The following is a 20,698-nucleotide window of genomic DNA, read 5'->3' on the forward strand; positions in this document are numbered from 1 at the left end:
CTATGCCACCGACTTTCGTGAACGTGCCATGTAAGCCACTTTTTCTTCTCGCATCACTGGGTGCGGATTGACATATGTTTGGTCGAAGACTGCATCGAGGTCATCGCCTTCAATTGAGCGACACTGCTCGCGCACTGTTGCAGCAAACGCTTCTTCCCGGTCAGCGAGATCCTTGAAGTAAGACTCCTCAAGCCCTGAGGAACGCAAGAACTTTTCCACTCGCGCCAGCGGATCTTTTTGCTGCCAGCGAGTTAGCTCCTCATCGCTTCGATAGCGCTTTGGATCATCAGAGCTGGAGTGGCCACCGACTCGATAGGTTTGTGCTTCGATCAAGGCCGGGCCGCCGCCAGAACGGACTCGTTCTACGGCCTGTTTTGTTACGGCGTGCACGGCGAGCACGTCGTTACCGTCGACGTGGTAGCCAGTTAGCCCGAAGCCTGCCGCGCGGACGTGTACCGGTGTAAGCATTTGCGTCGAAGTCGGCGTGGAAATAGCCCATTGGTTGTTTTGACAGAAGAACAGGATGGGTAGGTTGCCGGCCGCTGACCAGTTGAAAGCCTCGTTGACGTCGCCTTGGCTCGCCGAGCCATCACCAAAGTAAGTCAGTACAACTTCGTCCGCACGGTCCATCTTGACTCCTGCGGCGTATCCGGTGGCATGCAGTGTCTGTGTGCCGAGTACTAATGAGTTGATATGAAAGCGATGTTCTGCTGAGTCCCATCCGGAATGTGAGACACCACGCCACTGACGCATCACGTCCGCGGGAGATATCCCGCGGCAAAGTGCAGCGGCGTGTTCGCGGTAACTCGGAAAAACCATGTCGTTGGGTCGAATCGCACGAACGGAACCAACCTGCGCCGCCTCCTGGCCCCAGGACATGAGCCATAGGTGAAGCTCGCCTTGCCGTTGAAGTGACAGCGCCTCATGGTCAAGCCGGCGTGCCATAACCATATCTTCGTAGAGATCCTGCGCCAGCTGAGTGCTAACGTCCATCGTCTTTCCGGCAGCCGTCAAAGTTCCGTCTTCATTGAGAATCCGAAAAGGCTCTGTTGGCTGTAAGGGACTTTGACAGGCCGAGTCCAGAGGGTCAACTGAGGATACTGCTGCGTTCATCTCTTTCCACAGCTCTGTGCTGTCAGTCTGGTCAGACAATGTCATGGATGCTCCGAGAGGTTGGGTGTTGGAAAAGTGAGGAAGTTAGGGCTTCGATGGGCCTGATGTCGAAGGAGTGTTTTGGATCGACACACAGGAGGCTCTGACGCCTCATCACGATGCGGGCTTTGCATAGCTGACGACGGATGCCTCCTCCGTCAGCAGCACCCAGAGCAGAGCTTTCGGCGGCGCTGCCGTTTCAAAGAACGTGATGCGGGGGCCCGCCGTGGCACCTCAACCCGACTGGGAGTGCCTGCGTGGTTGCATTTGCCCTCTATGCGAGGGCCGCCGAAATGCGCTTCAGCGCGATAATAGTCTGACGTCGCACGCGTAGGTATCGGCGGGTCGTGTTTCCCAGGCAGGGAACATTGACATGGGAACGTTCATGGTGTCGGTACTTTCGTGAGACAGGCACCCAACGCTTGTGGCGTCTTCGCCCATGGTCAGCAATCGGCGTGTTTCGCTGATTGATTCGTTGATCTATAGTGAAATGAACGGACTAATACGTCAAGTGATTACGAGTCAACTATGCAAAACGCCCAGATCAATCACAGCTCACTTTCAAGGAGATTATCAAAATGGCAAGCATTGACCGGCTCGACGCTCGAATACTAGGACTGCTGACCGATGATGCGCGGGCAGGCACCGCTGAACTGGCGGAGCATCTCGGGGTCAGCCGCAATACAGTGCAAGCACGTATTAAGCGGCTGGAGGAGGCTGGCATCCTTCGGGGATTCCGCCCGCTCATCGATTTCGCGGCAATCGATATGCCGATACAGGCTGCCATGAGCGTCGAGTTGGATCAACGGTTGCTCAAGGAGATTGTCGCTGGACTGGCTGCCCTCCCTGAAGTCCTGGAAGTAAAAATCCAGGCCGGCCGAGAGGACATCCTCGTACACGTGGCCCTGGCCTCTTTAGAGGCCCTGCAAGACCTGACCGCGTCGATTGTCACCATCGAAGGCGTGCGCAAAACGACGTCTACTTTTTTCGTCTCAACTCCGGTGCCCTACCGTGTCCAGCCTCTTCTTCAAAAACTCACAGATGGCACTGGCTGGGGTCGATCCACCCCTGCGCCTTCGGTTGGTTGACTCTCAGAATCAAGAGCCGTTGTTCGATCAAGGAAGTCTCCACGGGCAGCGGGCTATAGGTGCATCGTTGAGCAGGGGGCCGCGGAGCTGGCGTCAGACCCGCGAGTTGTCTCCTTCGGCTTCCTCCCTTTGAACCCTGCTTGGATTTGAGTCGAGATGAAAAGGTGGCAGCCACTTGGTGCAGGAGCCTCGGGCGGCGCCCGCATTGTCACCCTAGGCGGGGGCCGCAAGTCGTGCGTTTGAGTTGCGCTCGCCGCGGCGGGGACCTAGATCAGGCGGGTCAGCCAGCCGTGGCGGTCCTCGACCGTTCCGGTCTGGATGCCGAGCAGTTGCTCGCGGATGGCCATGGTGGTTTCGCCTACCTTGGCGTCCTCGGAACCGATGAACTCCGTTGCGTCCTTCAGGACACCGATCGGGGTGATCACGGCCGCCGTACCGCAGGCGAACACCTCGGTGATCTCGCCGGAGGCCATGCCGTCGCGCCATTCGTCTAGGGTGATCTTGCGCTCTGAAACTTCGCGGCCCATGTCCTTGGCCACCTGGATGACCGACGAACGCGTCACGCCCTCAAGGATGGTGCCGCTCAGGGCCGGAGTCACCAGCGAGCCGTCCTTGAAGACGAAGAAGACGTTCATGCCGCCGAGTTCCTCGACGGCGTCGTCATTGAAAAGGTCCAGGAAGAGGACCTGCTTGCAGCCGTTGGCTTCGGCTTCCTGCTGCGCGATCAAGGATGCTGCATAGTTACCGCCGCACTTGGCAGCGCCGGTCCCGCCACGGCCGGCGCGGGCATACTCGCGGGAGATCCAGATGGACACCGGCTTGAGTTCGCCGCCGAAGTAGTTGCCAGCCGGCGAGGCGATCACGCGGAACGAAACCTCACGGGCCGCCCTGACACCCAGGAAGGCCTCGGTGGCAATCATGAACGGACGCAGGTAAAGGGCCTCACCGTCGCCGGAGGGAACCCACTCCTTGTCCGCCTGGACGAGCTCACGGATGGCGCCGAGGAAGTACTCCTCGGGAAGTTCCGGCAGTGCCAGGCGGCGGGCCGACTTGTTGAGGCGGGCAGCGTTGGCCTCGGGACGGAAAGTCCACACCGAACCGTCGGCATGACGGTACGCTTTGAGGCCTTCGAAGATCTCCTGGCCATAGTGCAGCACGGCGGCCGAGGGGTCCAAAGTGATCGGGCCGTACGGTTCTACGCGGGCATTCTGCCATCCGCCCTTGCCTTCGGCGTCGACCTTGTAATCGACGAGGGCGGTGTGGTCGGTGAAGTAGTCGCCAAATCCCGGGTTCGCCAGAATGGCTGCACGCTCCTCAATAGACTTCGGGTTGGCCGAACGCTGCTGGCTGAATTCGACGCCATGGGCAGTCTGAGTCATGTTTCCTCCACAATCTGCCACGGATTCGGCAATGGATCCGTGGCAACATCTGATGATCTGGGACAAGTTGATTTAACAGGGCGAATCGTGAACGACCAGCGGGCCGAGCACGTTCTGTGATTCTGCGGGGCGGTAGCTGTGTGAAACTCCTGCGCCAACCTCCAGACACCGCAGGAGCAATTCTTGACGTCGCTAACCCGAAGCGCTCATGAGTAAGGTCATCCGTCTCACCGGCATCAGTCTGCCATGAGAGAACTCAATTTCAGCTTCCTGCCGAGCTTGGCAGCTCGGGTTCTAAGAATTCTTGGGCTCTAAGCCGGGTCTGGGAACGAAAAGCCTAGCTCTTCGGGCCTGCGCGGCCAACTGTCAACAATTCGTCCTCAATAGTCGCCTAGAAAGTAGGATTCATCTAAGTCTTCCCTCTGCCGGTCAAACAACGGGAGGGGAAGTAAGCTTCGAGAACTGCAGTCAAGCTTCGAGCTGCAGCGCCTCGGGGGCGAACGTGCTATTGTGAGGTATTACACCTAATGCCCCAGAATCTTGGAAAGGAAGGGGAGTTCGACGATGAATTCGACGCGGACCCGTCAGTCCCAAGCACCACTTCGCACGCGATCTGATGCCCACTCTTCTACATCTTGGGGAGACGGTGAGCCGGGCAGCCAGACCTTTTCCGCCGGCACCGAAGCTCCGACGGCGCGCCGCGCGAGGATCGCCGACTACCTGTCGGTAGCGGTCCCGACGGAACCGTGCACCGCTGCGGACGGCACCACGGTGTTCGTCTGCCAAGCGGCGGATGCGCAAACTGACCGCGGTACCTCTGAACTGTGGATCGTGGACGCTCCCGCCGGTTCCGTCCCTCGCCGCCTCACTTGCGGCCCGGCGGACTCCAACCCCCGCTGGCATGAAGCTACCGGAGACGTACTCTTCCTCCGCCCTGACGCCTCCGGAGTCCCGCAGCTGCACTCAATCTCCCCGTCCGGCGGAGAGGCCCGTGCGCTGACTACCGCGAAAGACTTCCCGCGCGGCGTCGGTACTCCGGTGGTCTCGCCCGACGGCAAGCGGATCGCTTTGACCGCGGCGGTGGACCGGCGGGCCGCGCGGGAGGACGTCTTCGTCACTCGTGGCATTTCATACAAGATCGACGGTATAGGGATGCGAGGGAGTCAGCGCACCCACCTCTTCCTTCTCACGGTCGACGAGGGCGCCGTAAGCCGGGTAACTGACGGCGACTGGGACGCCTCCGAGCCGGCATTCTCCGAGGACGGCGCGCAGCTCGCCTTCGCCGCGGGGATCGAGCCCGACTCGGCCGGGCGATTGGCCAGTCGCGTGCATGTCATCAACCTGGGCCTTCCCACCTTCCCGGTCCGCTCGGTTGGCACCTCAGCCGCGCTACATGCTCCCTTACTGTGGCTGCCCGGCGAGGCCGGTATCCTGGCCGTGGGCGCCGCCAAGGCCGGTTCCCACAACGCCGAACTGCTGCTCGTGGACCCTGCCGGGGTGCGGGAGGACCGGTCGCTGACTGCGTGCTTGGACCGCAATGTCATGGCGGGCGGCGTCGGCTACCCGGGCGGACGTCCCGCTCTGACGGCTGGCGGGGAGATCGTGTTCGCGCTGCGGGAGGGCGGATCCACCCACCTCTGGATCGCTCCGCTCGGCGGCGGCGCGCCTCGCCCCCTGCTGAGCGGCGCCCAGCGTGTAGTATCCGGCCACGCGGTAGGAAGGAACTCCGTCCGGGCTGCACTGAGCACGGCATCCAGCTTCGGGGAACTCGTGGAGATCCCGCTTGACGGCTCGGACCCGGAGGCTAATCCCATGCAACTCACCGCCTTCGGAGCGGGGCTGGGCGGCGTCGACTTCCCCATTCCACAGCGGCGCCATTTCACTATCTCTGACGGCAGCGAAGTAGAGGCGTTCGTGCTGCGCGACCAGTCTCTCACCGGCCCCGGCCCGCTGGTGCTCGATGTGCACGGGGGTCCTCACAACGCCTGGACCGGCACGCAGTCGCTCATGCAGCCGCACCATGCCGAGCTCGTCGCCCGCGGCTACACAGTGCTAATGGTCAATCCGCGCGGCTCCGATGGCTACGGTGAGGCGTTCTTCACGGCCGTCCATGACGGCTGGGGTGAGACGGATAAACCGGATCTGCTCGAGCCAGTGCAGCAGCTGGTCGAGGAAGGCATCGTCGATCCGGCCCAGCTGCTGATCACCGGATACAGCTACGGCGGCTTCATGACCGCGGCACTGACATCCCAGAGCGGCATCTTCGCGGCCGCCGTCGCGGGTGGACTGCTCTGCGACCTCGCCCACATCGCCGGGCCATCCGACCACGGCATATTGTTGGAACGGTTCGAATTCGACCCAACCACCGGCAACTCCCGGCGCCTCTCGCCGATCGAGAACGTGCACAAAGTCACCACACCAACGCTCGTCCTGCACGGCGATGCGGACCTGAGCTGCCCCTTGGCGCAGGCTGAGCAGTGGCACGCGGGCTTGGTACTCGCGGGTGTTGAGAGTGAATTGGTCCTCTACCCGGGCGCTTCCCATGCATTCGTGCTGACCGGCCGGCCCTCGCACAGAATGGACTACAGCCGCCGCCTCATCGACTGGTTCGAGCGCCACCTCTCTCCCACCCCCGCACGTAAGACTGTCGACGAGGCCTACTGGCAGCGACGTCTGGAGAGTGTCATCGCAAAATACGGGATCCCTGGAGCCTCCCTGGGCATCCTGACCACCACGCGCTCCGGGCCCCAAGTGATCACCGTCGCCGCGGGCGTGCTCAATACACTCACCGGACAGCCGGTGCACCCCGACTCGCTGTTCCAGATCGGCTCCAACACGAAGGTGTACACGGGGGTGATGATCCAACAGCTCGTCCAGGAGGGCCTGCTGGACCTGGACGCCCCGGTGCGGGCGGTACTGCCCGAATTCACCGTGGCCGATGAGACGGTCTCCGCCACGGTGACCCCGCGGCACCTGCTCACCCATAGCTCCGGCATCGATGGCGACGTGTTCCGGGACACCGGCGGCGGGGATGATGCGGTGGAGAAGTTCGTGGCAGGGCTGGCGGACGTGCCACAGAACTTCGCCCCTGGCGAGGACTGGTCCTACTGCAACACGGCGTTCGCGATCCTGGGCCGCATCATCGAGGTGCTACGCGGTGAGACGTGGGACCGGGCCGTGTACACGCATATCTTCGAACCGCTCGGGCTGAAGCACTCCACAGTACTTCCCGATGACACCATCCGCCTGTCCTCCGCCGTGGGGCACGATCCGGACGGGCCGGTGAAACACGTGCTGCACGGCCGTTTCGTGGGACCGGCCGGTCTGATCAACGCCCGGGTGGAGGACGTGCTGCGCTTCGCCGCAGACACGATCTCTGACTCCCCCGTGCTGCTCAGCCGGGCCAGCTACGACGCCATGCTCACGGACCAGGGGGTCTCCGGCAACGAGGCCGCCTCCGATCAACAGGGACTGGCCTGGCTCATCAACGTCTGGGACGGCAAGCGCGTGCATGGCCACAGCGGCGAGACGCTCCGCCAGCAGTCGTTCCAGCGGATCTCGCCCGACGCGGGCCTGGCGTTTATGTTTGCGGCTAACGGCGGCCTGATGGCCCCGGCCGCGGATGAGCTCATCGCCGAGGTCTTCGGCGAGCTTGGCGGAATCAGGGTCCCCGAATCGTTCGGGCCTGAGCCGGACAGCGCGCCGCTCACAGACGAGGAGGCTGGCACATTGGTGGGCAGCTATGGAGACGCCCAGGCGCAGATCATCGTGACTTGGGCCGATGGGGTCCTCACGGCGTACCGTTCCGATTCCCTGGACGTCAACGGGCGGGGCCCCATCACGAGCGAGGCGGTGTACACGCTGGTGCGCGGACGTAACGGCCGCTTCGCAGCGGGCATCCCAGGGCTTCCGGGCTGGCAACAGGTGTGGCGCCGCGATCATCGCGCCGGAACCGTACTGCATTTCGGCACCCGCGCCTTCCGCAGGCGGGTCGCAAATGACTGAGCGTCCACGCCGGATCAGCCTGCTTAGCCAGGCTGAGAGCCGCCTAGACACGCTGCTCGACGACGCGGTCCGGCTGCTGCGCGTGGAGTCGCCGTCGTCCGATCCTGCCTCGGTTGCCGCTAGTGCGCACGCCGTGGCAGCCTACTTGGAGGAGCGACTCGGAGCCGTACCGGAACGCCTTGTGATCGACGGGGTGAGCCACCTGAGGCTCAACTTCGGTGGGCCCACCCGGGTTCTCATCTTGGCCCACCACGACACGGTCTGGCCGCGGGGTAGCCTGGACAGGCTGCCTGCCCGCGTGAGCGACGGTGTGCTGCGCGGCCCCGGGTCCGTGGACATGAAGACTGGGATTGCCGTTGCTGTGCACGCGCTGAAGATCCTCGTGGAGCAGGGTCGGAGCCTGGACGGGGTCACAATTCTGGTCACGGGTGACGAGGAAGTCGGCTCCGTCACAAGTCGGGCCCTCATCGAGGAGACCGCCTCCGGCGCTGCCGCCGTCTTTGTCCTCGAGGCCGGCGGTGACAGCGGTCAGCTCAAAACCGAGCGCAGGGGCGTATCCATGTATCGGATCACGGCACACGGGCGCGCCGCGCATGCGGGGCTCGCCCCGGATGCGGGAGTGAACGCGACCGTGGGTCTGGCCCAGGTGGTGCTGAGCCTCGCCGAGATGCACGGTTCGGAACCGGGTCTCTCTGTAGTGCCCACGATCATCCAGGGCGGAATCACCGCGAATACAGTCCCGGCCAAGGCTTGGGTAGATGTCGACATCCGCGCCACGACGGTGTCCTCCCAGCTTCGCTGCGACACGGCGATCCGTGCGCTAAGAGCGGATTTGCCTGGCATCGAACTGACAGTCGACGGCGGCATCAACAGGAAACCTCTGGAAGCGGGGATGAGCGCTGAGCTGTTCGCCCGTGCCCGGCGGCTCGCGGAGCTTCACGGTCTCGGGACCGTGGAGCCGTTGGCCGTAGGGGGCGCCTCTGACGGCAACTTCACGGCGGCGCTTGGTGTGCCCACCCTCGACGGTCTGGGAGCATGGGGCGGGGGCGCGCACGCCGAGGACGAGCACGCCGTCGTCGCCGGTCTGGGGCCGCGGGTAGCCTTGCTTGCCGCGCTCATCGATGACGTGTTGGCCGAGGACGGCACTCTATGAGTGGCGACGTCAGGATCCGGCTGTTGGACGGACCCCAGGAGCTCGCCGCGCTCATCCAGGTCTTCGATCGGATCTGGGGCCCGACTGGCCACACTATGATGGACGTCCCCGCCCTGGTGGCGCTGCGCGCCGGGGGGCATTTCGTGTCCGGCCTATTCGTTGACAACGAACTGGTCGGAGGATGTATCGGGTTCCATGTCGAGCCGCTGGGTCGGACGCTGCACTCGCACATATCCGGAGTGCTTCCCGCACACGCGGGCGCCGGGCTGGGACGTGCCCTCAAGAGACATCAGCGGCAGTGGTGCCGCGAACGAGGGATTGACACGATCCGCTGGACGTTCGACCCGCTTATTTCGCGCAACGCGCACTTCAATCTGACGTCCCTCGGCGCGGCGCCGACTGCTTACGCCGCGAATTACTACGGCGTCATGTCGGACGGCATCAATAGGGGTGATGAGAGCGATCGCATGACTGTCTCTTGGCGCATTGACGACGACGGCTCCCGCACCCTCGGCACGCTGTCTGCTGATTGCGACGCCGGGCTCCTCCTCAAGGTCAACCCGGAGGGCCATCCGACAATCGATAGATCAGTGCTGGCTGGGGCGATGGTGGCACTTCAGATCCCGACCGATATCGAGCGCATGAGGCTCGAGTCACCCTCGTTGGCCCGTTCCTGGCGTCTCGCCCTGCGAGAGGCCCTCAGTCCCCTACTCGGCTCGGAAGACTGGACCCCGCTGGGGTTCAGCCAGACCGGCACCTATGTCTTCTCCCGGAGGTCCGCATGATCATCGAATCCATCCAGCTGCGTGAACTGGCCCTGCCCCTTGTGGCCCCCTTCACCACGTCGTTCGCAACGCAGACCCTCAAGCGTACCTATCTCCTGCGAGTGGCCGGGACAGTACAGACTGGGACGGGTGCCGTGGAGACGGTGGGCTGGGGAGAGTGCGTCTCCATGGCCGATCCGGTGTACTCCTCCGAGTATCTAGCCGGAGCGCGGGCGGTCACCGAGCAGTACCTTCTCCCGGTCTTGAAAGCTGCCCAAGAATCGGGTGCGGATCTGACGGCCGAAACCGTGTCGGCACGCCTGGAGCACATTCTGGGTCACCGGATGGCGAAGGCGGCGCTCGAGATGGCGGTGCTGGACGCCCAGCTGAAGGCGCACGGCATTGGCTTCGCCACGTACCTGGGGGCCACGAGGACCGAGGTACCGTCTGGCGTGTCGGTTGGGATCGAGGATTCGATAGAGGATCTGCTGCGCACCGTGGGCGGATACCTGGATGAGGGCTACGTCCGGATCAAGCTGAAAATCCGGCCGGGCTGGGATGTCGCGCCTGTGGCCGCGGTGCGCAAGGAGTTCGGGGACGAGGTCCCGCTGCAGGTGGATGCGAACGCTGCGTATACTCTTGTGGATTCGCGGCAGCTGCGCAGACTGGACGATTTCGGGTTGCTGCTGATCGAGCAGCCGCTCGCGGAGGACGATCTACTGCAGCACGCTAAACTTGCTCAGCTCATGAATACGCCCCTCTGCCTGGATGAGTCAATCGAGTCGGCCAAGGACGCGGCGGATGCGATCTCTCTGGGGGCAGCCTCGATCATCAACGTCAAGCCGGGGCGGGTGGGCGGCTACTTGGAGGCGCGCCGTATCCACGATCTGGCGCGGGCGAACGGGGTGGCCGCATGGTGCGGGGGGATGCTGGAGACGGGACTTGGCCGGGCGGCCAATGCAGCACTGGCGGCCCTGGACGGCTTCACGCTACCTGGTGACATCTCTGCATCCGGGCGCTTCTACGCCGAGGACGTGACAGAACCGATCGTGCTGCGGAACGGCTCTGTCGCCGTGCCGACCTCCCCGGGCCTCGGGGCTACGCCTATCCCTGAGATGCTTGACCGCTATGCCGGCCCGCCCGCGGAGCTCTGGGCGCAGGGGTGACACGTGCCTCCGCTGTCGACGGAGCCTGGTCCCTGCTGGGCCGGGCTCCGTCGGCTTGCTGCTCTCCGCTTGGTGCCTTGTCTTAAAATTGGCCCGCTTGCACCCCCTGTTACTCGGCCATGCGCTCGACGCTAACGGGCGGTTTGAGGGTAGCCCCTGTCGAAAGAATGAGAGACTTGTCGAGTCGACATTCGCTGGCGCTCTCAAGGCATGCGCGGTCCGCAACACTGGACGGAACTGGTTCCTCAGGGCTTCTGCCGATAAGCAACAGTGATGAACGTATACAGTCGTCGTGGAGCTTCGGCGATCACTATCTCAATCCGCTCTGGAACCCGTCGATCCATAGAGTAGTTTTGGTCAGGGAACTTCCGTTTCGAGTCGAACCAAAGAAACGGGCGTAATCCCGCGATTGCTTCTGTGGGGCCTGATTGCAGGATGACACGGGACCTTCCGGAGTCCGCATCCTGCTGGGCACCGAAGTGAGCGACCACACCCCTGAGGATGCCTTCCTCTAACAAACCGACGTCCTGTCAGCGGTTAGTAATCAATTGAAGGCGGACCTAACTCCCAAGAACGCACGGGCTGTGGGACCTGGGTCCATTCAACCGCCCGGTTTTTCCTGCGGGGCATCAAACTTCCCTTGATGACGTCTATTGGTTGGGGATCCTCCGTGTTTGGAGCCCACCAACCACTTTTCGGGCACGGCTTGCCGCTTCGGGCAAGGTTCCGTGAGTTGACCGCCTCAGATGCTGCGTGTTGCACCGACGCTTTTGCCTTCATCGGATCCCGCTCCTTCCCAGTAAAGCCTTGGTATAAGGTGTCATACCTTACTCTACAATATCCACCGCCCAGTCGTACATCCTTGGCACAAGGCCTTGCAAGCCGCCAACGCACTATGATGAGGTATGAAACCTCATCTCGTGAAGGAGTGACCGTGACATCAGCATTAGCTTGGAACGAAGGCGCCGGGCAGGAAGTGCGCACTCAAAACTTCCGTGAGCAAGCGATACGCATCCTTCGTTCGCAAATCGTTTCCGGGCGCTTGGAGCCGGGTTCCATGCACTCGATCGGCGCCATTGCTGAAAGGCTGAACGTATCGATCACTCCAGTGCGAGAGGCGCTTCATGACCTGGCCAAGGAAGGTCTGATCGAGATGAAGCGCAATCGCGGATTTCTTGTGCGGCAACCATCAAACAAAGAACTGGATGATATCGTGCAGATCCGCGCCATGCTCGAGGTGTCCTCCGTTCAGGAGATCGCCAGTCGGTCGCTGATCGCCGATTTCGCACCCTTGCGGCAACTCTGCAGGAAGACGGACGCGTTCGCAGCGTCAGGGGAATGGGAAGAATTTGTCGACGCCGACCGCGAGTTCCACCTAACCATCCTTTCGGCGCTGGACAACAAGAAGCTCCTCGAAATGGTTGGGACGCTTCGCGACCAAAGCCGCCTGCTGGGTTTGGGACCGCTTGCGGGAACGGACATTTTCGTTCGATCGACTAGAGAACATGAACTTCTGTTGGACGCCATGGAAGCTGGCGATGCTGTAAAAGCAGCCGAAATTATGGCAACCCACCTGCGGCATGTCCGCGGCATTTGGGCAGGACGAGAGGAGCCCTAACCACGGAGTGCCGGTCCCGTTCTGATCCAGCAACCGCGGTGTTGGCCCCCAGGGGTTCGGTATTAGGTCGTAAATGCTGGACCGTAGAATAATCTCCAGGCTGCGGGCTGAGCCACTCTCACGGGCAAGCCTGCCGGACAGTTCGGTCCCTCACTTGGCGACGAGGAAGTACACATATCGACGGACGTGCATGTTCGATGATTTGACACCGGCTAGAAACCCACACCGGCGACATGGGGGTCGAGTTTTGGGTTCGCTGCCGTACCAGTTGGCGGATTGAGCTGCTTTTGAGATCGCCCACCATGGATGGGTCGCCCCACATAGTTACTCGGTTTCCACTGGCTGACCGGCCCAAGTTCCCCGGGTATGGCTAGGGTGGCAATCCATGAGCGTGGCGGCCTCATCGGCGCGACCGTTGCACAGGGCCTGGCGCATTTTGTCGTGCTCACGGGTTGTCTCGATCAATTCGCTGGTTCTCGCAAACTGGTCGAGACCGTAGAGACGGCTCTGATCGCGTAGCGCTCCCACGAAATGCAACAAGCGCGCGTTGCCAAAATTGCGTAGCTGCGCCAGGTGGAAAGCACGATCGGTATTAAGGAATCCAACCCAGTTCCCGTCATCCGCGCACTCCTCTGTTGCGATCGCAAGTTCTTGCAGTTCCGCCAGGTTTGCAACCAGACGCTTCTCTGCGATCCTCCACACGGCAGGGACTTCCAACATACGGCGGAGTTATACGATTTCATCCAGATCATGGTCATCCAAAAGCTGGACTGTGAATCCGCGATTGCGCGCAATCTTGACCAGACCGTCATTGGCTAGATCATGCAGCGCCTCCCGGACGGGAGTGATGGACACACCGAGCTCTGCCGCCAGCGGCCCGACTGCGTACAGCTTGCCCTGGATAAGCGGCCTGTAATAATTCGGGCTCGGAGAATGCGTGTTGCCTGGTGCCGAAGACTGGACGTATCGAACGTCGGCTGTCTCACGAGCCAGGGTCAAATGAGACTCTGTCATTGGGCCTCCTTAGTTTCGTAAGAATTGAGTGCCGTTCTGGACGGGTATCCAACCCACCTCCGTTGACTTGTAAGGTGTGAGGTGTTACACATATTACATGCACTTTGTATGTTCTGGAGCCCCGCCCACAGGTCGGGTCAAGACCGGCGGGCGGCGAGTCGCAGAGCGAGAGCACGGAGTTCGCTCTCCACTGGATTGAGCAGTAAGAGAAGTGCCGGACACAGATAAATGCGGAGCGCGGAGCGCCTGAAGATGCTTACACGGTGTAGCCATCCAGGTGCTTCGGCGATTGCACTTCTAAAAATGGGCATTGCACCCATCGACAAAATCTGGTGTGATGTCTCGCCGGCGGCTGGACATCACATAGGGAAGGACGTTGCATGAAACCTGAAGGAGACGTCAAATGACCGGAAAGCAACACATCGTCACCACCGCAAGAAAAGGAATTCGGGCGGGAGCGGTGGTAGCAGTAGCAGCGACGGTATTTGCTTTAACCGCATGTGACACGTCGGGCAGCGGCGTGAACTCGGGATCTTCCGGCGGAAGTGTGAGCATCTCCGAATTTGAGATGGACCACCTCACTCCTGGCTGGGGCAGTGGCTACAACAACGATGCGGTAAATGCGCTGTTCTCACCGCTCGTCACTTTCGACACGGACAACAATCTGAAGCTCGTCCAAGCGGAGAGCATCACCACGCCTGACAACAAGGTGTGGACCGTAAAAATCAAGCCGGGCTGGACCTTCCACAATGGCGAAGAAGTCACAGCACAGAGCTTTCTTGATGGTTTGAACACAGCTGCGTACGGCCCGAACGCATGGAGCCAAAACTACCAGCTGACAAACATTGAGGGCTATGACGAACTGAACCCCACAACCGGCCAGCCCACCAGCAAGACAATGTCAGGATTGAAAGTCATTGATCCTCAGACATTCGAGGTGACTCTCAAAGCGCCCGATAGCCAGCTCGAAATTGAAATGACAGGTGGTTACACCGCTTGGTCCCCGCTACCGAAGTCTGCACTCTCCGATTTGGCCGCATATGACAAAGCACCAATCGGTAATGGTCCCTTCCAGATGGAAGGCACCTGGGAAAATCCCAGCAGCAACGTCAAGGTGAAGGCCTTCGGGGGATACAAGGGGACCAAGCCGAAAGTCAACAGTATCGAGTTCAAGACCTACAGCAGCGCCGACACGGCCTACACCGACCTGCTGGCAGGAAATATTGACCTTAACGGCACCTTCACGAAGCCCCCAAGCACCAAGCTGGCACAGGCGAAGTCGGACTTCTCGGGACGCGTTGTGACAAGCCAGCAGGTATACCCCTCCTGGATTGGCTTCCCCCACGGGGACCAGCGTTTCACGGACATCCGCGTACGGCAGGCCATCTCCATGGCAATTGACCGCAATGCCATCGTTTCAAAAATCTACGGTGGCCTGTATACCCCTGCAACCGGCTTGCTGGCTGCCGGCACCGTCGGTGGGGGAACTGACAGCTGCGGTGAGAGCTGCAAGTTCGACCCGGCAAAGGCCAAGGCCCTGCTGGCCGCAGCAGGTGGATGGTCTGGTCCTTTGGAGATCCAATATATAACGGGCAAGGGAGACGAGCCGTACGTTCAGGCGCTTGCCAATAACATCCGCCAGAACCTAGGAATTTCCGATGTTGTTCTCACCGGCTTGCTTTCGAGCGAATACGAAGCCTCTCTCAAAACCGGACCGAAAGGCCTTTTCCTCACCGCCTGGAGCTCCACCACGCCGACACCGCTGGACATTCTCGCGGGCGCCTTCCAAAAGGGCAGTTCCTACAACCCACGGTCGGCATTCTACGAGAACGCGACAGTGGACTCCCTCCTCGAACAGGCGAAGCGAACAAAATCGTCCCAGGAGGCCACGGACCTGTTCCACAAGGCTGAGGCCCAGGTCATGAAGGATCTCCCGGTGACACCGGTGTACGTTCTCCAGGGCGTGACCGCATACAGCGACCGGATTGAGAAACCGATGGTCAACCTGAACGGACTTATCCTCGATCAGATTGCGCTCAAGTAGCTGCAACCGGGGGCTGGCGGGTATGACGCCAGCCCCCGCATGGATCGAAACCCACGACTATTTATTATCAGGAGGTGACTAAATGGGACGATACACGCTCCGTAGAATCATCCAAATGGTGTTCGTTTTCTTCGGCGTGACACTTATAATCTATGCCGCCGTATGGGCCCTTCCAGGAGACCCGATTCGCGCGCTCAGCGGAAGTCGCCCGCTGTCCGAAAGCACTATTAATACGCTCCGGGAACAGTTCCATCTCAATGACCCGTTCTACAAGCAATACCTCGCCTACATCGGGAACCTGCTACGGGGCGACCTAGGTACCGACTTCACCGGCAGGTCAGTTGCTCAGCAGATGGGTTCACGCTGGCCGGTCACCATTAATTTGGCGCTGACGGCTATGCTCTTTGAGGCGGTCCTCGGAATCGCGTTAGGAACAATAGCGGCAATTCGAGGGAAGGTCACTGATTACGTAATTCTATTTTTCAGTATTTCAGTTATTTCGCTGCCGATCTTCGTTTTGGCTTACACCGCTCAGATCCTACTCGGAGTCAAAGCTGGCATCTTCCCGGTTTCGGGTATCGACAAAGGATGGATCAGTTACATCCTCCCCGGCTTCATCCTCTCCACCTACGGCATGGCATCCGTGGCCCGGTTGGTTCGCTCCAGCGTGCTCGAAAATCTCCGGGCCGACTATGCCCGCACCGCCCATGCCAAAGGGCTATCCAACTTCCGCGTGCTCACGCACCACGTCCTGCGTAACTCCCTGGTGCCGGCCATAACGTTCCTGGCCATTGAACTGGGCTACCTCCTGGGCGGGGCAATAGTTATAGAAGGCGTGTTCAACTTACCGGGAATAGGCCAGCTTTTGTTCAGGTCCACAGCGGCGCACGAGGGAGCGGTTGTCGTTAGTATTGCCAGCCTCCTCGTTCTGATATTTCTGGTGACGAACCTGCTGGTTGACCTTCTCTACGCTTTCTTAGACCCAAGGATCAGATATGAGTGACCATACAGTTCTTCAGGACAATCCCCCGGTCGCCGCCGGGCTCGGAGCCCAAGAGGACGGACACACCCAATCAAGCCTGGCCCGAGATGCATGGAACGACATGCGCCGGAATCCGGTGTTCCTGCTCTCGGCCGCAGTCGTGCTGATCATGCTCATTATGGCGGTGTGGCCTGGAATTTTCGCTGGCTTGTTTGGATCCGGTGATCCACGTCAGTGCGACCTCGGGCTAAGCAACAACGGCCCTTCCCCCGGACATCCATTCGGACTCGATACCCAGGGCTGCGATGTGTATGCAAACGTCATCTATGGGGCGGGCGCTTCGATCAGCGTTGGGCTGTTGGTCACCCTCTTCTGCCTCGTGCTTGCAGTCGTTCTTGGTTCCATTTCAGGATTCTTTGGAGGCTGGCTGGACGCGGTCATCTCAAGACTCAGCGACGTTTTCTTCGGCTTTCCGTTCCTTCTGGGTTGCCTTATCCTCCTCACCACCCTCACTGATCGAAATATCTGGACGGTTTCGCTCGTGCTCGCGATTCTGGGTTGGCCGGTACTCGCAAGGCTCATGCGCTCGACCGTAGTCTCCATCATCAACGTCGATTACGTGCTTGCCGCCCGTGGCCTGGGTGCCAGCAATTGGAGAATCATCACGCGTCATATACTGCCGAACGCCCTCACTCCGGTCATCGTCCTATCAACCCTGAATATCGGCGCATACATTGTCGCGGAAGCTACATTGACCTTCCTGGGCGTGGGCTTGCAGTATCCCGCCATCTCCTGGGGACTGCAGTTATCCGCCGCCCAAGCCGCGTTTACAGTCAGCCCCCATTTGCTGATTTTTCCCTCACTGTTTCTCGGGTTAACGGTTCTAAGCTTCGTCCTGCTGGGCGATGTCATCCGTGACGCCTTTGATCCGAAACTGCGGTGATCTGATGCACAACGAAACAAAGTGGAGCAGCAACGAATTGTTATCCGTCAAGGAACTACGGGTGGACTTCACCGTCCACAAACAGGCGATACATATCGTGAAGGATGTCTCGCTGACCATTAATGCCAATGAGACAGTCGTTGTCTTGGGTGAGTCCGGGTCCGGAAAGAGCGTCACGTCGCTGGCCATCATGGGACTTCTGGGGAACACGGGCGCGAAGGTCACTGCTGGCGAGGTGAACTTTGAGGGCGTAAATCTGCTTGCCCTTCGGGACGACGAGCGCCGGAAATACCGCGGTGGGAAGATTTCGATGATCTTCCAGGACGCCCTATCTGCCCTTAACCCAGTGCACAGGGTCGGGGACCAAATCTTGGAAGTCATCCTGGAGCATGCTGATATCAAGAGGAAAGACGCTCGTCAGCGCGTGCTGGAACTTTTGGAACGTGTCCGCATCCCCAATCCAGCCTTGAGGTACCACGATTACCCACATCAGTTCTCGGGCGGCATGAGGCAGCGCATCATGATTGCGATGGCACTTGCAATGAACCCTTCGCTGCTGATCGCTGATGAGCCTACGACCGCACTGGACGTTACGGTCCAGGCTCAAATCATGCAGCTGCTGGTTGATTTGCAACAAGAGCACCAAATGGGTCTACTGCTCATCACCCACGACCTTAAGGTCGCGGCAGAAGTGGCCGACCGGATTGTGGTGATGTACGCCGGCCGCGTTGTGGAGTCAGCGCCCGCCGACGCCATCTACAGCGCACCGGCCCACCCCTACACCGCTGGTCTGCTGGCCTCCATTCCTACCCCGGAGGACAAAGGCAGCATGTTGCGATCTATCCCCGGCTCCCCTCCCAGTCCGGCCAACGCCCCACGAGGCTGCCCATTTAACCCCCGATGTCCCAGGGCCCGGGACATCTGCCGAGTGGAAGAGCCACCGCTTGTGTCAATACCTGGCGGCCGGACATCGGCCTGTCACTTCTGGGAGGAGGTTCTCGATGAATCAAATTAGAAACGCTGCCGCCGACATTTCCTCGGGCGGAGACGCTCGGTCGCCTGACACCATTCTGGAAGTGCGGGACGTAGTCCGACATTTCCCGGTAACCCGGGGGGTCTTCAAGCGGACGACCACCGTTGTGAAAGCAGTTGACGGTGTTAGCTTGAGTTTGAACAGGGGCGAGACGCTGGGGCTCGTTGGCGAGTCAGGATGCGGCAAATCAACTTTGGCAAAGCTTCTGATGGCCTTGGACCGTCCAACCTCCGGTGAGGTTCTTATGGACGGCAAAAACCTTTTCGACATGGGTCGGGCAGACCTTCGTCGCATGCGGCGAAGGATCCAGATCGTGATGCAGGACCCCTATGCCTCGCTCAACCCCCGGATGACCGTCGGCGAGATCGTGGCCGAGCCATTTGAGATCCATGCGGAGGTCCTAGACAAGTCCAAACGCAAGGCGGCGGTGAAAGATCTCTTGGATGTCGTCGGGCTCAATCCCGACTACCTGAACAGGTATCCGCATCAATTTTCGGGAGGTCAGCGACAGCGGATTGGGATTGCCCGGGCACTCGCGCTCAAACCCGAAGTGATCATTTGCGATGAACCCGTTTCCGCCTTGGACGTTTCTGTCCAGGCTCAAGTGGTTAACCTGCTGGCAAGCCTACAGAAAGAGTTCAACCTCTCATACATCTTCATTTCACATGATCTCTCTATTGTTCGGCATGTTTCCGACAGGGTGGCCGTCATGTATCTCGGAAAGATCGTCGAGAGAGGTTCGGAGAGGGAAATCTACAGTCACGCAACTCATCCATACACCCAGGCGCTGATCTCGGCGGTGGCCGCTCCGGATGTTGCCCGACATGGAGCACGTGAGCGAATTGTGCTTGCCGGTGAAGTCCCCGGTGTGGCCAGCAAACCGACTGGATGTGCTTTCCGGACACGTTGCTGGAAGGCACAGGATAAATGCGCCGAAGAAGTTCCTGTCCTCGTAGCGCGGCCCGGTTCAGAACACCCGAGCGCCTGCCACTTTGCAGATGAGGTAACGCCCATGGGCATTTCCGAATAGAACTGTATTGAACAAGCAACCGATTGGATATTCATAACGTGAGCTCACAATTAACTGCCAACACCGAGCCGGTCTGCGTGGACGGCTGCGCACCTGGGTTTACACCGCGCACGCTTTCGGCGCAGGCCCCGAAGCTTCGTGCCGGTGGCATCCAGGCTGCCCTCGTCACTGTGGCATCGGTGGAAACCCGCGAGACAGCAATCAATGCGCTCAATGACTGGTGGATTGCAGATAAGCGCCCGAATACAGGCGTTAGAGTGGCAACCACCGTGCCCGAACTCCGAAAAATAGTGCAAGGAGGTGACCTGGCCGCGGTGATGCACTTCCAGGGCACCTCCCCGATCGGCGACAGCCTGGAGATGGTAGACACGTTTCACCGCTTGGGTGTTCGCGTCATGCAGGCGACATACAACTATGCCGGCTACGTTGGTGACGGTTGCCTTGAGGAGCGCGACGCCGGACTCAGCCACTTCGGGCGTCAGGTGATTACCCGGATGCAGGAAATAGGCATCGCCGTCGACCTGTCTCACGTCGGCCGCCGGACATGTTTGGATATCCTGGATATGGCACAGACCCCTGTGATCGCGTCACATTCGAATGCCCGTTCCGTTTGCGACAGTCCGCGGAACCTTACTGATGAAGTCATCGATGGCGTGGCCCGAAGCGGGGGGGTGATGGGACTGTGTGCCTACCCAAGGTTCATTTGCGGCGACGATCACGCGTCGCTGGAACAACTACTCGATCACGCGACGTACATTGCTGAGCGCGTTGGTGCCCGCCACGTTAGCATCGGTCTCGACTTCAACGAGGAGGACGAGTACGACTTCGACTTCTACCAGTACGATCCGCGCTACTACGCGCGAGCCTACGAATGGCCAACAGGAATCTCATGGTGGAACGAATTCACCAATCTACGTCCGGCACTGCGTGCCAGAGGGTTCTCAAAAGAAGAGACAGACGGAATTCTTGGTGAAAACCTGCTGCGTACCCTCGACACCGCGTGGAGCACCAAAGCCGTGTCTTGAGCATGTAGCAGGACTTAGCGATGCAGCACCTCAACCGGACGATCAGAACTTGGTCGCGCGAAACTCGTTCCGGCGCCGTCGTCAACCCAGGCTTTGACCTTGCGAGAGGACGGCGCCATTGAGAGTTCGCGGCATTTCTTGAGCACTGTCCAAGTTTCCTTCGAGGTGAGCAAGGTCCATGTTCGCTGTGGTTCGCTAAGTAGGCCGGACGAGTTAGCCTTTCGTGCCAAACGACGCGGCATCGGCTCCACGCACGACGAGCAGATGATCCGGGAAAACGCTGCTGTCGCTATCCCTTTGAA

The 20,698-nt window shown here is 60.4% G+C and carries 16 protein-coding genes; 12 read left to right on the forward strand and 4 right to left on the reverse strand.

From position 1 onward, the window contains the following. On the reverse strand, positions 1-1,158 hold the full coding sequence (locus tag AC3WJM_RS17270; RefSeq protein WP_492260250.1) for a thiamine pyrophosphate-dependent enzyme: 1,158 nt from the start codon (positions 1,156-1,158) through the stop codon (positions 1-3). Positions 1,159-1,730: 572 nt separating this feature from the next. Between AC3WJM_RS17270 and AC3WJM_RS17275 the strand changes: the two genes are divergently transcribed. Continuing rightward, positions 1,731-2,240, forward strand: coding sequence for an Lrp/AsnC family transcriptional regulator (locus tag AC3WJM_RS17275; protein ID WP_492260251.1), 510 nt, complete (start codon positions 1,731-1,733; stop codon positions 2,238-2,240). A 266-nt stretch (positions 2,241-2,506) separates the two neighbouring features. On the opposite strand, the gene AC3WJM_RS17280 is transcribed toward AC3WJM_RS17275, so the two are convergent. After that, positions 2,507-3,619: a branched-chain amino acid aminotransferase gene (locus tag AC3WJM_RS17280; RefSeq protein WP_492260252.1), complete on the reverse strand. Its 1,113-nt coding sequence runs from the start codon at positions 3,617-3,619 to the stop codon at positions 2,507-2,509. Between the two features lie 564 nt (positions 3,620-4,183). On the opposite strand from AC3WJM_RS17280, the gene AC3WJM_RS17285 reads away from it, so the two are divergent. From AC3WJM_RS17285 to AC3WJM_RS17305, 5 genes are all read left to right on the forward strand, one after another. Further along, positions 4,184-7,624 carry a serine hydrolase gene (locus AC3WJM_RS17285; RefSeq protein ID WP_492260253.1) on the forward strand — a complete coding sequence of 1,147 codons (3,441 nt, stop codon included), beginning with the start codon at positions 4,184-4,186 and terminating at the stop codon, positions 7,622-7,624. Then, the gene (locus AC3WJM_RS17290; protein WP_492260254.1) at positions 7,617-8,777 is read left to right on the forward strand and encodes a M20/M25/M40 family metallo-hydrolase; all 1,161 of its coding nucleotides are present in this window, start codon (positions 7,617-7,619) and stop codon (positions 8,775-8,777) included. The genes AC3WJM_RS17285 and AC3WJM_RS17290 overlap by 8 nt, the downstream gene beginning before the upstream one ends. Beyond that, complete coding sequence (locus AC3WJM_RS17295) at positions 8,774-9,562, forward strand: GNAT family N-acetyltransferase (protein ID WP_492260255.1); 789 nt, start codon at positions 8,774-8,776, stop codon at positions 9,560-9,562. Before AC3WJM_RS17290 ends, AC3WJM_RS17295 begins: the two co-directional genes overlap by 4 nt. Continuing rightward, positions 9,559-10,707, forward strand: coding sequence for an o-succinylbenzoate synthase (gene menC / locus AC3WJM_RS17300; RefSeq protein ID WP_492260256.1), 1,149 nt, complete (start codon positions 9,559-9,561; stop codon positions 10,705-10,707). The genes AC3WJM_RS17295 and menC overlap by 4 nt, the downstream gene beginning before the upstream one ends. Before the next feature lie 934 nt (positions 10,708-11,641). Further along, positions 11,642-12,325, forward strand: a complete 684-nt coding sequence (locus tag AC3WJM_RS17305; RefSeq protein WP_492260257.1) for a GntR family transcriptional regulator — start codon at positions 11,642-11,644, stop codon at positions 12,323-12,325. A gap of 324 nt (positions 12,326-12,649) precedes the next feature. On the opposite strand, the gene AC3WJM_RS17310 is transcribed toward AC3WJM_RS17305, so the two are convergent. Both AC3WJM_RS17310 and AC3WJM_RS17315 read right to left on the reverse strand, forming a co-directional pair. Continuing rightward, complete coding sequence (locus AC3WJM_RS17310; RefSeq protein ID WP_492260258.1) at positions 12,650-13,045, reverse strand: FCD domain-containing protein; 396 nt, start codon at positions 13,043-13,045, stop codon at positions 12,650-12,652. A gap of 9 nt (positions 13,046-13,054) precedes the next feature. Beyond that, complete coding sequence (locus tag AC3WJM_RS17315) at positions 13,055-13,339, reverse strand: GntR family transcriptional regulator (protein WP_492272486.1); 285 nt, start codon at positions 13,337-13,339, stop codon at positions 13,055-13,057. A gap of 403 nt (positions 13,340-13,742) precedes the next feature. Here AC3WJM_RS17315 and AC3WJM_RS17320 point away from each other — a divergent pair, with 403 nt between their 5' ends. From AC3WJM_RS17320 to AC3WJM_RS17345, 6 genes are all read left to right on the forward strand, one after another. Next, positions 13,743-15,383 carry a peptide ABC transporter substrate-binding protein gene (locus AC3WJM_RS17320; protein ID WP_492260260.1) on the forward strand — a complete coding sequence of 547 codons (1,641 nt, stop codon included), beginning with the start codon at positions 13,743-13,745 and terminating at the stop codon, positions 15,381-15,383. 82 nt (positions 15,384-15,465) lie between these two features. Then, positions 15,466-16,386: an ABC transporter permease gene (locus tag AC3WJM_RS17325; protein ID WP_492260261.1), complete on the forward strand. Its 921-nt coding sequence runs from the start codon at positions 15,466-15,468 to the stop codon at positions 16,384-16,386. Further along, complete coding sequence (locus AC3WJM_RS17330; RefSeq protein ID WP_492260262.1) at positions 16,379-17,308, forward strand: ABC transporter permease; 930 nt, start codon at positions 16,379-16,381, stop codon at positions 17,306-17,308. Before AC3WJM_RS17325 ends, AC3WJM_RS17330 begins: the two co-directional genes overlap by 8 nt. A 61-nt stretch (positions 17,309-17,369) precedes the next feature. Next, complete coding sequence (locus AC3WJM_RS17335) at positions 17,370-18,323, forward strand: ABC transporter ATP-binding protein (protein WP_492260263.1); 954 nt, start codon at positions 17,370-17,372, stop codon at positions 18,321-18,323. After that, positions 18,310-19,371 (forward strand): ABC transporter ATP-binding protein, encoded by a 1,062-nt coding sequence (locus tag AC3WJM_RS17340; protein ID WP_492260264.1) that lies wholly within the window; start codon positions 18,310-18,312, stop codon positions 19,369-19,371. The genes AC3WJM_RS17335 and AC3WJM_RS17340 overlap by 14 nt, the downstream gene beginning before the upstream one ends. 38 nt (positions 19,372-19,409) lie before the next feature. Further along, positions 19,410-20,396, forward strand: coding sequence for a dipeptidase (locus AC3WJM_RS17345; RefSeq protein WP_492260265.1), 987 nt, complete (start codon positions 19,410-19,412; stop codon positions 20,394-20,396). The last annotated feature ends 302 nt before the right edge of the window (positions 20,397-20,698 follow it).

This window comes from Arthrobacter sp. FW306-1B-G06A (genome assembly GCF_058781765.1).

Excerpts from the sequence above, each read along its gene's own strand:
- AC3WJM_RS17320 (WP_492260260.1), top strand. The coding sequence starts at position 13,743 with ATGACCGGAAAGCAACACATCGTCACCACCGCAAGAAAAGGAATTCGG.
- AC3WJM_RS17295 (WP_492260255.1), top strand. The coding sequence starts at position 8,774 with ATGAGTGGCGACGTCAGGATCCGGCTGTTGGACGGACCCCAGGAGCTC.
- AC3WJM_RS17275 (WP_492260251.1), top strand. The coding sequence starts at position 1,731 with ATGGCAAGCATTGACCGGCTCGACGCTCGAATACTAGGACTGCTGACC.
- menC (WP_492260256.1), top strand. The coding sequence starts at position 9,559 with ATGATCATCGAATCCATCCAGCTGCGTGAACTGGCCCTGCCCCTTGTG.
- AC3WJM_RS17285 (WP_492260253.1), top strand. The coding sequence starts at position 4,184 with ATGAATTCGACGCGGACCCGTCAGTCCCAAGCACCACTTCGCACGCGA.
- AC3WJM_RS17315 (WP_492272486.1), bottom strand. The coding sequence starts at position 13,339 with ATGACAGAGTCTCATTTGACCCTGGCTCGTGAGACAGCCGACGTTCGA.
- AC3WJM_RS17340 (WP_492260264.1), top strand. The coding sequence starts at position 18,310 with ATGAATCAAATTAGAAACGCTGCCGCCGACATTTCCTCGGGCGGAGAC.
- AC3WJM_RS17280 (WP_492260252.1), bottom strand. The coding sequence starts at position 3,619 with ATGACTCAGACTGCCCATGGCGTCGAATTCAGCCAGCAGCGTTCGGCC.
- AC3WJM_RS17310 (WP_492260258.1), bottom strand. The coding sequence starts at position 13,045 with ATGTTGGAAGTCCCTGCCGTGTGGAGGATCGCAGAGAAGCGTCTGGTT.
- AC3WJM_RS17290 (WP_492260254.1), top strand. The coding sequence starts at position 7,617 with ATGACTGAGCGTCCACGCCGGATCAGCCTGCTTAGCCAGGCTGAGAGC.
- AC3WJM_RS17325 (WP_492260261.1), top strand. The coding sequence starts at position 15,466 with ATGGGACGATACACGCTCCGTAGAATCATCCAAATGGTGTTCGTTTTC.
- AC3WJM_RS17330 (WP_492260262.1), top strand. The coding sequence starts at position 16,379 with ATGAGTGACCATACAGTTCTTCAGGACAATCCCCCGGTCGCCGCCGGG.
- AC3WJM_RS17270 (WP_492260250.1), bottom strand. The coding sequence starts at position 1,158 with ATGACATTGTCTGACCAGACTGACAGCACAGAGCTGTGGAAAGAGATG.